Raw genomic sequence first — 15790 nt, 5'->3', positions numbered from 1 at the left:
GTCTCTTTAAAGCGACAGATCGGTACTAAACTTGAGTTCGACCGAGTGAAATCACCACGCGGCGGTTCTTATCTTTGCCTATTGGCGATTCGTTGTCGGCAATTGGACGACGCTTACCAAAACCCTGCACCTGAATTCTGTCTTCAGGCAAACCGAGTGACTTAAAGTAATTGCGCAGTCTTTCCGAGCGTTTCTCCGACAGGCTTTGACTCTCGTTTTTGCTGTCTGCTGAATCTGTATAAGCCGCTACCAACACTAGGTCGATATCTTTGTTGTAACGAATGTATTCGGCAATCTGTTCTAAACGCTTTTGAGACGCTTTGTTCAGATCGACACTGTTACCACGGTCGTAATGAAGAATAGTGAACGAGATATCTTCGAAACTGTATGGCAGTAAATTGGCAATACAGTCACTAAAAACGTTGTACTGCGCTTGGAATAATACTGAAGAGAGCGCCACTTCAATGCGTTGATCACGGCTTTGCCAATCCTGATAACTGAATGTCGGATGACGGCCTTTTTCCAGTTCACTCAATAGTGTCCACGCCGATTGGCCGCCAATATAACCATCAAACTGTTTAAAGAACTGAATATTCGTGATGCGGTCTGCGCTTTCACCCGGTCTCCATGCTGGTGGCATTGAAACTAGGCTTACATTACGTGTGTCACCCATCGGGCGGCGCATTTTCAGTTCAAAGTCCAAATTCATTTTCTTACTGGCACGCGCAGAAAACTCCGCATCGCCGTAATTGGGGATAGGATGAACAAGCCGACACTCGAGTGGTGTGTTCGCCACCATCTGCCAAGTGGACTGCTGTGGCGTTGCCACATAACGCTTTTCTAATGCCGAAGCGGCAACAGGCGTCAATAGAGTGGCAGCGGCTAAACTTGTCACAAGCCATTTATTCATAAGGACTTTTATCTCTTAATACTGCATGTCATCGTGGCGACACATTGCCACCAACGTAAATCTGAACAGAGTAATGCAAAAATCTCGCCAGCTTACCCCTAACTCTTTAATCTCAAATCGATTGAGAACAGATAATTAAGCCTAAATTGATACCACCGAATAGTGGACCAATTAATTCCTTCTAAATAGAGTGCTCAGGTTTTTCTTATAGTCATAACATGCAATAATGCCGCCCTTGTCACAATAACTAGAGCCAGCATGACTGATTTAAAAGAAGCAAAGACATTAAAAGAGCGTTTCCGTGGTTATTTTCCTGTCGTTATTGACGTTGAAACCGCTGGATTCAATGCCCAAACCGATGCTTTATTAGAGATTTGCGCAGTGACTTTGCGTATGGACGAAAACGGCGATTTGCAACCTGCTTCTACCATTCACTTTCATGTTGAGCCTTTTGAAGGTGCCAATCTAGAAAAAGCGGCACTCGAGTTCACTGGCATCTATGACCCATTTAGCCCACTTCGTGGCGCAGTGTCTGAAGATCATGCGCTAAAAGAGATCTACAAGCTGGTTCGTAAAGAGCAGAAAGACTCTGATTGCAGCCGAGCGATCATCGTCGCGCACAACGCCAACTTCGATCATAGCTTTGTTATGGCAGCAAGCGAGCGCAGTAAACTTAAACGCGTTCCTTTCCATCCCTTTGCCACTTTTGATACCGCTACGTTAAGTGGTCTTGCTTACGGACAGACGGTACTCGCCAAAGCGTGTAAAGCAGCTGGAATGGAATTTGACAATCGTGAAGCACACTCAGCGCTTTACGATACACAAAAAACTGCAGAGCTGTTCTGCGGAATCGTCAACAAATGGAAAGCTCTTGGTGGCTGGCCTGCTGTTGATAACCAAGAAAACAACTAAAACCAAACACGACTTGAATTGAGAATTATATGAATCCTGTAGTCATTTCCGTTTGCGTCATGCTGCTTCTAGCACTGATGCGCGTAAACGTTGTGGTTGCCCTAACCTTCAGCGCCATTGTTGGCGGTTTAGTGGCAGGTATGAGCTTAAATGATACTGTAGCAGCTTTCGAAAGCGGCCTTGGTGGTGGTGCGACTATCGCACTTAGCTACGCAATGCTGGGGACGTTTGCTGTTGCGATTTCTAAATCTGGTATCACTGACCTGTTAGCCCAGAGCGTGATCAAACGTATACATGGCAAAGAGCATGGTGCGGCAACAACCGGATTGAAATACGCTGTTCTGATTGCTTTGCTGTTGATGGCGGTATCTTCACAAAACGTCATTCCGGTACACATTGCATTTATCCCAATTTTAATTCCGCCTCTATTAGGCGTATTTGCAAAACTCAAGCTAGACCGTCGCTTAGTAGCCTGTGTTCTTACCTTTGGTCTGATCACTCCTTACATGGTGCTACCTGTGGGTTTTGGCGGTATTTTCCTCAACAACATTCTGCTTAAGAACCTACGTGAAAACGGCCTGGAAAACATCACAGCGAGTCAGGTACCTATGGCGATGTTACTACCTGCTATTGGTATGATTGCTGGTCTATTGATTGCGGTATTTTTCACCTACCGCAAACCGCGTGAGTATCAAGAAACAGAGCTGACTGTTGTTCATCATCAAGCGAACGAAATCGACAAGAAACACGTTGGCATTGCTGCTGTCGGTATCGTGGTTGCACTAGCTGTTCAACTTGCAACAGGTTCAATGATCATCGGTGCATTAGCGGGCTTTATGGTGTTTACTTTCGGCGGTGTTATCGCATGGAAAGAGACGCACGATGTGTTCACCAAAGGTGTTCACATGATGGCAATGATCGGCTTTATCATGATTTCTGCAGCAGGCTTTGCCGCTGTAATGAAAGATACTGGCGGTGTTGAATCTCTTGTTAGCGCGTTATCAACCAGCATTGGTGACAACAAGCCGTTAGCAGCATTACTAATGCTTGTAGTGGGTTTGCTGGTGACTATGGGTATCGGTTCGTCGTTCTCAACCATTCCAATTATCGCGACCATCTATGTGCCTTTGTGTATCGCTTTTGGTTTTTCTCCGATGGCAACCGTAGCACTCGTTGGTACTGCTGCTGCATTGGGTGATGCTGGCTCACCAGCTTCTGATTCAACCTTAGGTCCAACCTCTGGTCTAAACGCCGATGGACAGCATGAGCACATTTGGGAAACCGTTGTACCGACCTTCCTCCACTACAACTTGCCGTTAGTTGCATTTGGTTGGATTGCGGCAATGGTGCTTTAACCCATTTGCTTTCAACTCCACATACTGAAATGGTGGGGTTGATAAAACGTAAGACATTAAAAAGGCTTCCCTCGGGAAGCCTTTTTGCTATTCACTGACTATCAACGTCAAAATGCTAACGGTAAAAGTGATTAAGCACCTTCGTTGTACAGTTCTAGACTTGCTAGATCCTGAATTTCACGTTGTGCCTTAACATCATCACCACGCATCGACTCTAGGTAGTCTAGGTATTGCTGGTCGATGTCACCTGTCACGTACTCACCGTTAAATACTGAAGCTTCAAATTTAGCGATATCAGGGTTACCTGCACGCACTGCATCTTCTAAATCTTCAAGAGTTTGGAAGATAAGCGCATCAGCACCGATTTGTTTACAGATATCTGCATTATCACGGCCGTGAGCAATCAACTCGTTTGCTGTTGGCATATCGATACCATATACGTTCGGGAAACGAATCTCAGGCGCTGCTGATACCATGTAAACTTTCGCTGCACCAGAATCACGAGCCATTTCGATAATCTGCTCAGAAGTCGTTCCACGCACGATTGAGTCATCAACAAGCAGTACATTCTTATCTTTAAATTCAGAACGGATAGCATTCAGTTTACGACGAACTGATTTCTTACGTAGCTGTTGACCCGGCATGATGAATGTACGGCCAACATAACGGTTTTTCACGAAACCTTGACGGTATGGTTTATCAATCGCTTGAGCGATTTGCAGCGCGATATCATTTGACGTTTCTGGAATTGGAATAACAACATCAATATCCAAGTCAGAAAACTCATTCTTAATACGCTCACCAAGACGTTTACCCATTTCAACGCGTGCGCTGTAAACAGAGATTTTATCGATGAATGAATCTGGACGAGCAAAATAAACAAACTCGAAAATACATGGAGTAAGACTTGGGCTATCAGCACACTGCTTAGTGAACAGCTCGCCTTCAAACGTTGCGTAGATAGCTTCACCCGGTGCAACATCACGTACAAAGTCAAAACCTACAGCATCAAGTGCTACCGATTCAGACGCAACCATGTACTCAGTGCGACCATTCACTTCACGCTTGCCAAGGCAAAGTGGACGAATACCATGTGGGTCGCGGAACGCAATCATACCGTGACCAATGATCATAGCGGTTACTGCGTATGCGCCACGAATAGTGCGATGCACGTTTGCCACTGCACGGAAGACATCTTCAGAAGTAACATTACCTCTTACAGTATCAATCTCATGCGCCAATACGTTTAGCAGTACTTCAGAATCTGAAGTGGTATTGATATGACGACGATCTTTTTCGAATAACTTTTCACGTACAACATTCGCATTGGTTAGGTTGCCGTTATGAGCAAGCGTGATACCAAATGGAGAGTTTACGTAAAAAGGCTGAGCTTCAGATGCACTTGAGCTGCCTGCAGTTGGGTAACGAACGTGCCCAATACCCACAGAACCTTGAAGACGCTGCATGTGTTTGGCTTCAAAGACATCTTTTACTAAACCGTTCGCCTTGCGCAGACGAAAACGATTGCTATCTATGGTACAAATACCAGCGGCATCTTGGCCACGATGCTGCAATACCGTTAAAGCGTCATAAATAGACTGGTTTACAGGCGTTGTGCCCACGATTCCAACAATACCACACATGTCTTATTCCTCGATTTGCGTCAGTAACTGACGCGTTATATCGCGTCAGATAGAAAACTTGATGTTGCTTGTATGTGTTCGAAGAGAGGCGCAATCACACGGCTAAATTCCGGTACTAATTGCGAGCTCTTCCACCACTCTGAGCTTGGTAATGCAGTAAAGGTATCCACAAAAAACAGAGCTGCCGCTACGATTAGAACCCCACGTAATGCGCCAAATACAACGCCTAAGACTCTATCCGTACCTGATAAACCTGTTTTCTGAACCAATTGCGAAATCACATAATTCACAATCGCCCCCACCACTAAAGTTGCTACAAAAAGTGCAGCAATGGCGGCGCCGTTGCGAATCAAATCGTCTTTAATGTTGGTAAAGTACACCGCCAGTTTTGCGTAGTACTGTGAAGCAATAAAAAATGCACCACACCAGATAATTAATGACAAGGCTTCTTTCGCAAAGCCACGTACCAAACTGATCAAAGCTGACAAGCCGATCACACTTAAAATGACAATATCTAACCAATTCATGAGTTCTTACATCTTAAGTTGGCGCGCATTTTAACAGAAAAAAACGCGACGCAAACGTTTTCTTATGGGTTTAGTGGTTTAAATTTGAGCAATTGACCTTTTGAACCTGTAACTTTCTCTAATTCCAGTAGTTGTCTCTCAAGCTTACTTTTTGAGACATCAGGTCCGATGATCACTCTTGTAAAACCGTTTTCTTGTTTTGTGTGAGCTTGATAACCGCGTTTTTGTAAATCACTCACAACGTTTTTTGCGTTTTCTGCGTTCTTCAATGCCATCAACTGAATGATCCACGCGCTGTCTTGGTAGTCATTTTTCTCAGGTACTTCTTTGACGACGGTTTCCATCGGTTTATCGACTTTCGCGGAAGAGTTTGAAGACGGAGTCGTTTGTTCAGTGATAGAAACTGGAGACTCAGGTAAAGCAGCTTGATCTTCAACAGGCTCAAGTATTTCGAACTTTTCTACATCACTATTAAGCTCAGGCTTGATCGGAATGCTTGTGATCTCTTCTTGATAGTGCATTTTTTTGCCATCAAGAACATCAGGCAAAACGATGACACCTATCGCTACCAAAATAATAGTACCTACTAAACGGCTTTGAAATTTACTCGCCATTTACGCTCCTTTATTTTTCCAGTGCTCAAGCACTTCACCGACTGTGTGGAAAGACCCAGCAACGATTATGACATCACCATCCGTAACACTTGTCATCGCACTTTCAAATGCACTAACAGGGTTTGCATACTCAACCTGACCTTGTTCAAGGTGCTGGCACAGTTCACTCGCAGAAGCCGCTCTCGGGCCAGACAAAGAAGCTGGATACCAATGCTTGACCAGCGGTTTAAGCACATCAATGGTGGACTTAATATCTTTGTCATGCAGCATACCAAGCACCATATGTACAGTTTTCTCAGGGAACTGAGTTCGAATCTGGCTAGCGAGATACTCTGCAGAATGAGGGTTATGAGCCACATCAAGCAATATTATTGGCTTATCGCTAATGCGTTGCATGCGTCCCGCCAATTTCGCTTTGCGCAGACCTTCGACAATATTGACATCGCTGACTTCTAAACCTGAACATCCCAGAGCCATCAACGCCGTTGCCGCATTAACAAGAGGAAGTGTTGGCACAGGCAGATCGGTGAGATCAAAAGGTCCGCTTCTCCACTGCCAAACCGTGTCTGACACTTTTTCATAATCAAACTGGATACCAACCTGATAGAAATCCGCACCAATGTCATCGGCGTGAGCGGCAACTGTTGACGGAGGCTTAGGTTGCCCACAAATAGCAGGTTTGCCTGAGCGGAAAATACCCGCTTTCTCAAAACCGATTACATTGATGTCGTCACCCAGCCAGTCAACATGATCGATCGCTAAGCTGGTAATAACCGACACATCGTGATCAACCACGTTAGTCGCATCTAGACGACCACCAAGGCCGACCTCTAACAGCACAACATCGACTTTTTCAGTTTGGAAAATGCGAAGAGCCGCTAATGTTCCGAATTCAAAAAAACTTAGGCTGATCTCGCCACGCTGTTGTTCAATATAAGCAAAAGCTTCTGTGTGTCGTTCATCACGAGCATCAACGCCGTTAATACGTACACGTTCGTTGTAGCTGATAAGGTGAGGAGAACTGTAGACACCGACCGAATAACCAGCATCCAGAAGAATACTTTCCATTAACGCACAGGTAGAGCCCTTGCCGTTGGTTCCGGCAACTGTGATAACGGTAGGAGCAGGTTTAGTGAGAGAAGCTTTGTTAGCCACCGCTTGAACACGGTCTAAGCCTAAATCAATTGCAGAAGTATGAATATGGGTTAAATAATCAAGCCACATCGACAGTGGGGATGTGGCTTGAGGAATTGGGTTTTGTTTCATCTAACGTAGAACCATTGTTTTCTTTGGTTTAGTTAGCGCCTACTTTACCCTTTTTTCTTCGCTTCTGGTACTGAATATGCTTCCTCTTGTGGAGCATCGTTCACAGAAACTACGAGTGGAGATTTTTGGTTGGTCATCTTCGCTAGTAAGCCAGCAATGCGTTGACGCATTTCGCGGCGGTCTACGATCATATCAATCGCACCGTGCTCTAGCAGGAATTCGCTGCGTTGGAAGCCTTCTGGAAGATCTTCACGTACAGTTTGTTCGATAACGCGACGGCCAGCAAAACCGATCAGTGCTTTTGGCTCACCGATGTTGATATCACCCAGCATTGCAAGACTTGCAGAAACACCACCCATTGTTGGGTCAGTCATTACCGAAATGAACGGTAGACCTTTGTTTGACAAACGCTCTAACGCCGCACTGGTTTTAGCCATTTGCATTAGAGACATCAAAGCCTCTTGCATACGAGCACCACCACTTGCAGAGAAACATACTAGACCACAGTTTCTTTCAATTGCAGATTCAACGGCACGAACAAAACGAGCACCTACAACCGAGCCCATAGAACCGCCCATGAATGAGAATTCAAAAGCACAAGCCACAAGTGGAATACCGTGCAGTTCACCATTCATAACGATAAGAGCGTCTTTCTCGCCGCTGCTCTTTTGTGCCGCTGCAAGACGTTCTTTATAACGCTTAGAATCTTTGAATTTCAGTTTATCTTGAGGCTCAAGCTCTTGTGCAATCTCTTGACGATTGTCTTCATCTAAGAATGTTTCAAGACGACGACGCGCTTTCATACGCATGTGATGATTACACTTAGGACAAACTTCGAGGTTGCGCTCAAGTTCTGCGTGGTAGAGTACCTGCTCACAAGATGTACACTTCGTCCAAACACCTTCAGGAATCGATGCTTTACGTGAAGTAACTATGTTGCTTTTTTCTAAAATCTTTTCAAGCCAACTCATAGAAGACCTTTTACTCTGTGCTCTCCCGCTCAATGCGAAAGATTTAAATTCGACAATAATGCGTGGGGATTAAAGCATAGAAAATGCCAACTGTAGACAAAAAACTGGTTGTACCTATTTCTTGCACCAGCCCCACACACCTAATTCTGCTCGTTTTGAATGCTAATCAACTGATAACTTTGAGCCAATTACTACACTTTAGTTCAACATTAGTTCAAATGATCAGGTAAAAATAGCGGCCCTAAAGGTGGTTGAGGTAAATCAAACTCTTGTGGGTAATCCACAGACACCAAATATAAGCCTTCCGCTTTTGCGGTTGCACCTGCCAATGTGCGATCTTTCGCTTCCAGCAACCACTGGATCCACTCTGGTTCCTTCTCACCACGACCAACAGCAATAAGGCTACCTGTAATGTTGCGAACCATGTGATGAACGAAAGCATTCGCTTTAATATCAATCACTACGTAACGTTCATGGCGGGTAACATTTAAGTGCATAATATTACGCCACGGACTACGTGACTGGCAATGAACAGCTCTAAATGACGTGAAATCATTCTCACCCAACAAATATTGACCAGCCTGATGCATTCTTTCTGCATCAAGTTCCCCGTGATAGTGACTCACACCAGAAGCCAATATCCCTGGACGGTATTCATGGTTATAAATCACATAACGGTAACGTCGCGCAGTTGCGGTAAATCGAGCGTGAAATTCGTCAGGCACTTCTTTTGCCCAACGCACCGCGATATTCTTGGGTAAGTTCGCATTGGTTCCCATCGTCCAAGCAACCATTTTGCGTGTCGCTGTTGTATCAAAATGCACAACTTGCCCAGTGCCATGTACGCCAGCATCTGTGCGTCCTGCACACTGAACTTCAACAGGATGGTTGGCGACGACAGACAGAGCTTTCTCTAGCTCTTCTTGAACACTCGCGACTTCTCTTTGACGCTGCCAACCAAAGTAATGAGTACCGTCGTACTCAATACCCAACGCTATTCTCATGGTGTATCACTCTTAAAAACTATAGGTCTAAAGACCTTGGGGCGGGCAGTATAATATCAATCGCTTAAGATTTCTAACCCGCAAAATACATACAACGGTAAGATCATACCTGCTATTTAAGATAGCTGAATAAACAAAGAGGCAGCCAATGCTGCCTCTTTTACTATTACTGTTTACACTCGACCGTTAATGACATCAATAAGGTGTTTCGCTTGCTGCCTTATCTCATCACTACCATCCACGATCGCTTCTTCGAGTAGCTTAATCGCACCTTTATCATCGTTCATCTCAATGTAGATTTTCGCCAAATCCAGCTTGCCTGCGGCTTCTGAATTACTGTCTACATCGATATCACCGACATCACCAATCACATCTGGGAACTCGTTGAGGCCGACATCTAGCTTTAACTCTTCATTATCAAGATTAAGAGTACTGCCATCATCGTTTTCAACCTGAGCCATTAAATCGTCGATAGTCATAAATTGACGACTAGCAGGCTCGAATTCAGCAAACTCTTCCTGATTACCCCAGTTTTCTTGGGCAACTTCTGGCTCTTTGACCTGAATCTCAGGATGCCACACGTCCTTCTCAGTCTCTGGTACTTCGTCAGGTATTGTCGCTTTTTGATCAGGCGTTAAATTAAAGCCATTCCAATCTTCTCCGCCCATTTCCAGCATGGCGTCAATGTCCATACCGGCACTGTCAACGGACTTCGCATCAATAGGCTTATCAAAGGTAAAGCTTGTTTCTGCTCGATCTTCATCAGACAACCAATCGGACAGCGCTTGTTCATCAAACTCTTGTTTAGAAACATCGCTAAGATTAACTTCTGTTGTCTCCGGCTCAGCCTCTGCATACAGTGAAGAATCATCTAAATGATCGTCTTCTGATTCATCCGACAGCTCATCCGTTTGGGAGAACATATCCGCTAAAGCATCTTCTTCCGTATATTCAGGCAGATCAGAATCATTAATTTCTACATCCGCAAGCTCTGCATCGGCTTCTGGTAAGTCTGACTCTTCGGCGAACTCAGAATCCGCAAGCGCGTCTTCTTCTGTGTATTCTGGAAGCTCTAATTCGTCGAATTCCTCTGCAATGTCTTGCTCTGGCAATTCAGAATCAGACTCTTCTGCCAAAACCTCAGCAGGTATCACTTCGTCTTGCGCTTCAGGAGTTTCAGTTTCTACTGCTTCAGATTCAAAATCTGCCAGCACATTTTCTTCTGCGTACTCTGGAAGATCTAACTCGTCGATTTCAGCCGCAATATCTTTCTCTGGCAATTCAGGCTCAGACTCTTCTGCCAAAAGTTCAGCAGGTTCCGCTTCATCTTGTGTCTCCAGAGCTTCCGTATCTAATGCTTCAGATTCAACTTCTGCCAGTGCATCTTCTTCTGTGTATTCTGGAAGATCTAACTCGTCGAGTTCAGCCGCAATATCTTGCTCTGGCAATTCAGGCTCAGATTCTTCTGCTAAAAGCTCAGCAGGTGCCACTTCGTCTTGCGCTTCTGGAGCTTCGGTTTCTACTGCTTCAGATTCAACATCTGCCAGCGTGTCTTCTTCGGTGTATTCTGGAAGCTCTAATTCGTCGAATGCCTCTGCAATGTCTTGCTCTGGCAATTCAGAATCAAACTCTTCGGCTAAAACCTCAGCAGGTTCTGCTTCGTCTTGCGTTACTGGAGCTTCGGTTTCTGCTGCTTCAGATTCAACATCTGCCAGCGCATCTTCTTCGGTGTATTCTGGAAGGTCTAATTCGTCGAATTCAGCCGCAATATTTTGCTCTGGCTGTTCAGACTCAGACTCTTCGTCTAAAACCTCAGCAGGTTCCGCTTCGTCTTGCGTTTCCAAAGCTTCCGTTTCTACTGCTTCAGATTCAACATCTGCCAGCGCGTCTTCTTCGGTGTACTCTGGAAGATCTACCTCATCGAATTGAGTGGCAATATTTTGCTCTGTCTGTTTAGGCTCAGACTCTTCTGCTAAAACCTCAGCAAGTTCCGCTTCGTCTTGCGTTTCCAGAGCATCCGTTTCTGCTACTTCAGATTCAACATCCGCCAGCGCGTCTTCTTCGGTGTACTCTGGAAGATCTACCTCATCGAATTGAGCGGCAATATTTTGCTCTGGCTGTTCAGACTCAGACTCTTCTGCCAAAACCTCAGCAGGTTCCGCTTCGTCTTGCGTTTCCAGAGCATCCGTTTCTGCTGTTTTAGATTCAATATCCGCTGTTTCTGTTTCTGTTTCTGTTTCTGTTTCTAGGCCATCAAAAACCCAATCGTCATCTTGTGGAACACCGAATTCATTCGCAACAACTTGCTCTTGCTCTGTTTCCGCTTGCTCTTCTTCCGACTTCTCTCCACCTTCAATTTCCGGATTGAACTCGAAGTCATCCAGATCAAAATCGTCTTCATTCAGTGCTGAAATAGATTCAAACTCTTCATCCAGTAACGGATCAGACTTAGGTGCATTGGTAATAAGGTCGTCAATGAAGTTTGCACTATTGAAATCTTCAACCAGTTCTTCAGATTCCGCGTTTTGTTCGATGGTCAGCAGCTCATCAAAAAGCTCTAAACTTTCATCTTTCTCTTCTGTGTCTTCCGATTCTGAAGTGACTTCATCAGCCAAGAAGTCTTCGTAACCTGTCGGTTCTTCACTAAGCTCACCGACAAAATCATCGAGCAGATCAGTACTGTTTTCATCAATCTCAGGAATATCTGAATCACCGCTATCTCCCAGCAGTTCATCCAGTTCCACCATCATCTCATCGGCGACATTTTGTTCAGAATCAGCTTCGTCAAAACCGTTTTCATTTAAAAGCTCGTCTAGCAGCGCCGTGCTATTAGCTTCAATTTCAGGCTCGTCTTCTTCATCTTCTAATAGCAACTCGTCTAGTAATGCCGTCTCATCTTTTGCATTCGCCTCTAAAGACTCCAAGTCAGCCTGAGCTTCTATGTTTGCAAATAAGTCGTCTAACTCTTCATCTGAAGTGAACTTAGCCGCCTCTGGCTCCGGATTACTTTGGGACTTTTCTTCATCTAGCAAGCTGTCGAAATCTAACAACTCTGAGCTTGTTTCATCATCTTCTTGTGCAGCAAAAAGTTCATCCAACATAGATTGGTCAAGAGAAGGTGAATCCAGCTCTTCAGAATCATCCGCAGCCAACAAAGATTCGATATCGGCTTGCGACATTTCACCATCATCAGATAGGTCAAAGCCGATCTCGTCGTCTTCATCATAGTTTTGTGATGCCTGGTCTAGAGCGCGTTCCATTTCCTCCAAACCAAGAGCTTTCTCATCCCCATTGACAGTGATGTCGTTATTACCAGAAGACAAATCACCAAAGTCAGTATCAAGGTCGCCTGAGTCATCAATAGCAGCAAATAAATCTTCGCCGTCTTCACCCTCTAAGTCGAAGTCTAAATCGCTCTCGTCTAGGCCAGCAAAAATATCACCGTCATCTTCTTCTGATGTTTCTTCTTTCTTCTCTTCACCAAAGAGTGAGTCGTTGTCATCCATGCTGCCAAACAGGTCATCGTCCAGAAGCAACTCATCATCTAAATCTTCAAGCGACTGATCACCAACCGCTAGTGGAGCAGCGGCTTCAGCACTAGAATTCGCATTAAGTACTGTTTCTTGAGTAGGTGAATTTGACGCTTGATTTGAACCCGAACGACGTCCTAAAAATAGCACTACGAGTAAGGCGATTAATAAGCCCGGAATAAGAGCTAACCCTGCTACCATCCAGTTGTTCGCTAATAATTCATCCAACTTAGACGGTGCGAGACGTTGCATTTCTTCGCGTTTAATTCTCTCTTCAGCCAGCAGTTTTTCAACTTCAGAACGAATGCGGTTTTCATCGCCCAACTCTTGTTTTAAGCCACTCACTTCAGATTGTACTTCGGCGAGCATCAAACGCAGTCTGTGATTCTTTTCTTCCAGTGCCTGAATTTCATTTTGGTCGGCTGATGACGCTTTCATGCTGCCATCATTTTTCGCTTCCACAACAGGCTTTTCTGCAACGACAGGCTCTGTTGGTGTTACTTGGGCTTCTGGTGTCTGTGTTTCAGCAGGAGCAACAGAGGCTGGTTTCACATCTACTGTCGGTTTCGGTTCTGCTTTCGGAGTGTTTACGACGGGTGTTGCTGGCTTAGCAGGCTGTTGCACGAGACGAGCTTTATGCGCAGCCATCACTTTGACTGCTTCTTCCGTTGAAACACTGCTCACTTGAGCGAGCGAAGGAATGCGTAATGTGCTACCCGGAATTAAGCTATGGATATTTTGGTTTTCAAACGCTTGAGGATTTAAACGATAAATTGCCAGTAGAGTCTGCTGTACAGAAACTTGGTTAGAGGGACGTATACGTGACGCAATCGACCATAAAGTGTCTTTTTCAGAAGTAGGGCCAATAACCTGTGAAGGCTCTGCCGTTGCTGTTGTTCGATTACGGACAATATCACTACTATATTGCGGCGCTGACTGAACTTCGCCAGTCGGACCAATAAGGCGAATACTCTCTGCACTAACGAAAGAAGTCTGAGTCACGGCCGCTACAGCGATTGGCAGTAACAGGCGTTTAAAAAATTGACGCATATAAGGCTCAGCTAGGTGCTATGAATTAATAAAGATAACAATCTGTTAAATATATCGGATAAGAGGAGCAAAACTATAGGAGATAACGCAAAAAATGTGTTCGTACCGTAATAATCGCAGCAATCTCACACTAAAAATCCATTTTTGCTACTCACGTCCGATACCATAATGACGATTCAAAAAATAAAAGCCAGCTTTAAGCTGGCTTTTGCATCGTTTTACTTCGTCAGATATTACTCAGACTCAATTTTAGCCCAAGTATCACGTAGGCCAACTGTACGGTTGAACACTAGAGATTCAGGCGTTGAATCTTTGTTGTCTGCACAGAAATAACCCATACGCTCAAACTGGTAACCCACTTCAGCTTCTGCTGTCGCAAGGCTAGGTTCAACGAAACCATTCACCTTAACCAGTGACTCTGGGTTAATCGTTGCAGCGAAATCATCAGCTGCAGCTGGGTTAGGCACAGTAAATAGGCGATCGTAAAGGCGGAATTCAGCAGGTAAACCTTTATCTGCAGACACCCAATGGATAACCCCCTTCACTTTACGACCATCTTCTGGGTTTTTACCCAGAGTCGCTGGATCGTAAGTACAGTATATCGTTGTGATGTTGCCATCTTGGTCTTTCTCTACACGCTCTGCCTTAATGACATACGCACCGCGTAGACGAACTTCTTTACCTAACACCAAACGCTTGTATTTCTTGTTACCTTCTTCGCGGAAGTCTTCACGCTCAATCCAGATTTCGCGGGTAAATGGTACATCACGAGACCCCATATCAGGATTGTTTGGATGGTTAGCAAGATTCAGAACTTCAACACTCTCTGCATCGAAGTTTTCGATAACAACCTTCACTGGGTCCAATACAGCCATTGCTCGTGGTGCATTAGTGTTTAGATCGTCACGAATACATGATTCAAGTGAACTGAACTCAATCATGTTGTCTTGCTTAGTAACGCCGATACGCTTACAGAATTCACGGATAGAAGCAGCCGTAAAGCCACGACGACGTAAACCAGAAATGGTAGGCATACGAGGATCATCCCAACCATCAACCAATTTCTCAGTCACAAGTTGGTTTAGCTTACGCTTAGACATTACTGTGTATTCTAGATTCAGGCGGCTGAACTCATACTGACGAGGATGGCAATCAATAGTGATGTTATCCAGCACCCAGTCGTACAGACGGCGGTTATCTTGGAATTCCAAAGTACAGATAGAGTGCGTAATACCTTCCAATGCATCCGAGATACAGTGTGTAAAGTCGTACATTGGGTAAATACACCACTTGTCACCCGTCTGATGATGCTCAGCAAAACGAACACGATAGATAACTGGATCGCGCATTACGATGAATGACGAAGCCATATCGATTTTAGCACGCAGACATGCTTCACCTTCTTTGAAGCCACCTGTTCTCATTTTTTCAAATAGAGCCAAGTTTTCTTCAACACTGCGATCACGATAAGGGCTGTGTTTACCTGGAGTGGTTAAAGTTCCTCGGTATTCGCGGATCTGCTCTGGAGTCAGCTCTTCAACATAAGCCAAACCTTTATTGATAAGCTCCAGCGCATATTCGTACAGCTTGTCAAAATAGTCAGATGAATAGCAGATATCACCAGACCACTCAAAGCCCAGCCAACTTACATCTTTCTTAATTGATTCTACGTATTCGATGTTTTCTTTCTCTGGGTTTGTGTCATCAAAACGTAAGTTACACTGGCCCTGATAGTCTTGAGCGATACCAAAGTTCAAACAAATCGACTTCGCGTGACCGATATGCAGATAACCATTAGGCTCTGGCGGGAAACGAGTATGCACGCTAGTGTGTTTACCATCCGCTAAATCTTTATCTATGATTTGGCGAATGAAGTTCGATGGACGAGCCTCAGCTTCACTCATCTATAGCACCTCAAAATAATTTAATACTGGCAGAAAGTTTTCCTGTCTGGGCCAAATTAGCCGCAATCCACAGAAATATTGCGTTCAATGATCCACAATTCTGG

Annotated in this window: 11 protein-coding genes; 2 read left to right on the top strand and 9 right to left on the bottom strand. The window is 44.7% G+C overall.

From position 1 onward, the window contains the following. Nucleotides 1-25 precede the first annotated feature (25 nt). Complete coding sequence (gene motY / locus AAGA51_RS04245; protein ID WP_042486307.1) at nt 26-910, bottom strand: flagellar protein MotY; 885 nt, start codon at nt 908-910, stop codon at nt 26-28. A gap of 258 nt (nt 911-1168) precedes the next feature. Between motY and rnt the strand changes: the two genes are divergently transcribed. Then, complete coding sequence (gene rnt, locus AAGA51_RS04240) at nt 1169-1822, top strand: ribonuclease T (RefSeq protein WP_042486311.1); 654 nt, start codon at nt 1169-1171, stop codon at nt 1820-1822. Nucleotides 1823-1851: 29 nt separating this feature from the next. Then, on the top strand, nt 1852-3177 hold the full coding sequence (locus AAGA51_RS04235; RefSeq protein ID WP_042486313.1) for a Na+/H+ antiporter family protein: 1326 nt from the start codon (nt 1852-1854) through the stop codon (nt 3175-3177). Between the two features lie 131 nt (nt 3178-3308). On the opposite strand, the gene purF is transcribed toward AAGA51_RS04235, so the two are convergent. From purF to glnS, 8 genes are all read right to left on the bottom strand, one after another. After that, the gene (purF, locus tag AAGA51_RS04230) at nt 3309-4820 is read right to left on the bottom strand and encodes an amidophosphoribosyltransferase (RefSeq protein WP_042486316.1); all 1512 of its coding nucleotides are present in this window, start codon (nt 4818-4820) and stop codon (nt 3309-3311) included. A 35-nt stretch (nt 4821-4855) separates the two neighbouring features. Continuing rightward, nucleotides 4856-5347: a CvpA family protein gene (locus AAGA51_RS04225; protein WP_042486318.1), complete on the bottom strand. Its 492-nt coding sequence runs from the start codon at nt 5345-5347 to the stop codon at nt 4856-4858. Nucleotides 5348-5409: 62 nt separating this feature from the next. After that, complete coding sequence (locus AAGA51_RS04220; protein ID WP_042486321.1) at nt 5410-5961, bottom strand: SPOR domain-containing protein; 552 nt, start codon at nt 5959-5961, stop codon at nt 5410-5412. Beyond that, nucleotides 5962-7227 (bottom strand): bifunctional tetrahydrofolate synthase/dihydrofolate synthase, encoded by a 1266-nt coding sequence (gene folC / locus AAGA51_RS04215; protein ID WP_042486324.1) that lies wholly within the window; start codon nt 7225-7227, stop codon nt 5962-5964. A 44-nt stretch (nt 7228-7271) separates the two neighbouring features. Further along, nucleotides 7272-8198 carry an acetyl-CoA carboxylase, carboxyltransferase subunit beta gene (gene accD, locus AAGA51_RS04210; protein WP_042486327.1) on the bottom strand — a complete coding sequence of 309 codons (927 nt, stop codon included), beginning with the start codon at nt 8196-8198 and terminating at the stop codon, nt 7272-7274. Between the two features lie 209 nt (nt 8199-8407). Continuing rightward, nucleotides 8408-9202, bottom strand: coding sequence for a tRNA pseudouridine(38-40) synthase TruA (gene truA, locus AAGA51_RS04205; protein ID WP_042486330.1), 795 nt, complete (start codon nt 9200-9202; stop codon nt 8408-8410). 173 nt (nt 9203-9375) lie between these two features. Beyond that, nucleotides 9376-13782, bottom strand: a complete 4407-nt coding sequence (locus AAGA51_RS04200; RefSeq protein ID WP_042486334.1) for a FimV/HubP family polar landmark protein — start codon at nt 13780-13782, stop codon at nt 9376-9378. A gap of 233 nt (nt 13783-14015) precedes the next feature. After that, the gene (gene glnS, locus AAGA51_RS04195; RefSeq protein WP_042486336.1) at nt 14016-15686 is read right to left on the bottom strand and encodes a glutamine--tRNA ligase; all 1671 of its coding nucleotides are present in this window, start codon (nt 15684-15686) and stop codon (nt 14016-14018) included. Nucleotides 15687-15790 lie beyond the last annotated feature (104 nt).

Source organism: Vibrio diazotrophicus (genome assembly GCF_038452265.1).
GTDB lineage: Bacteria > Pseudomonadota > Gammaproteobacteria > Enterobacterales > Vibrionaceae > Vibrio > Vibrio diazotrophicus.
Note: the sequence above shows the minus strand (reverse complement) of the source record. Positions and strands in the feature narration are given on the sequence as shown.

What these genes read in the sequence shown, in the direction of transcription:
- motY (WP_042486307.1), bottom strand. Translation starts at nt 910, where the DNA reads ATGAATAAATGGCTTGTGACAAGTTTAGCCGCTGCCACTCTATTGACG.
- rnt (WP_042486311.1), top strand. Translation starts at nt 1,169, where the DNA reads ATGACTGATTTAAAAGAAGCAAAGACATTAAAAGAGCGTTTCCGTGGT.
- AAGA51_RS04235 (WP_042486313.1), top strand. Translation starts at nt 1,852, where the DNA reads ATGAATCCTGTAGTCATTTCCGTTTGCGTCATGCTGCTTCTAGCACTG.
- purF (WP_042486316.1), bottom strand. Translation starts at nt 4,820, where the DNA reads ATGTGTGGTATTGTTGGAATCGTGGGCACAACGCCTGTAAACCAGTCT.
- AAGA51_RS04225 (WP_042486318.1), bottom strand. Translation starts at nt 5,347, where the DNA reads ATGAATTGGTTAGATATTGTCATTTTAAGTGTGATCGGCTTGTCAGCT.
- AAGA51_RS04220 (WP_042486321.1), bottom strand. Translation starts at nt 5,961, where the DNA reads ATGGCGAGTAAATTTCAAAGCCGTTTAGTAGGTACTATTATTTTGGTA.
- folC (WP_042486324.1), bottom strand. Translation starts at nt 7,227, where the DNA reads ATGAAACAAAACCCAATTCCTCAAGCCACATCCCCACTGTCGATGTGG.
- accD (WP_042486327.1), bottom strand. Translation starts at nt 8,198, where the DNA reads ATGAGTTGGCTTGAAAAGATTTTAGAAAAAAGCAACATAGTTACTTCA.
- truA (WP_042486330.1), bottom strand. Translation starts at nt 9,202, where the DNA reads ATGAGAATAGCGTTGGGTATTGAGTACGACGGTACTCATTACTTTGGT.
- AAGA51_RS04200 (WP_042486334.1), bottom strand. Translation starts at nt 13,782, where the DNA reads ATGCGTCAATTTTTTAAACGCCTGTTACTGCCAATCGCTGTAGCGGCC.
- glnS (WP_042486336.1), bottom strand. Translation starts at nt 15,686, where the DNA reads ATGAGTGAAGCTGAGGCTCGTCCATCGAACTTCATTCGCCAAATCATA.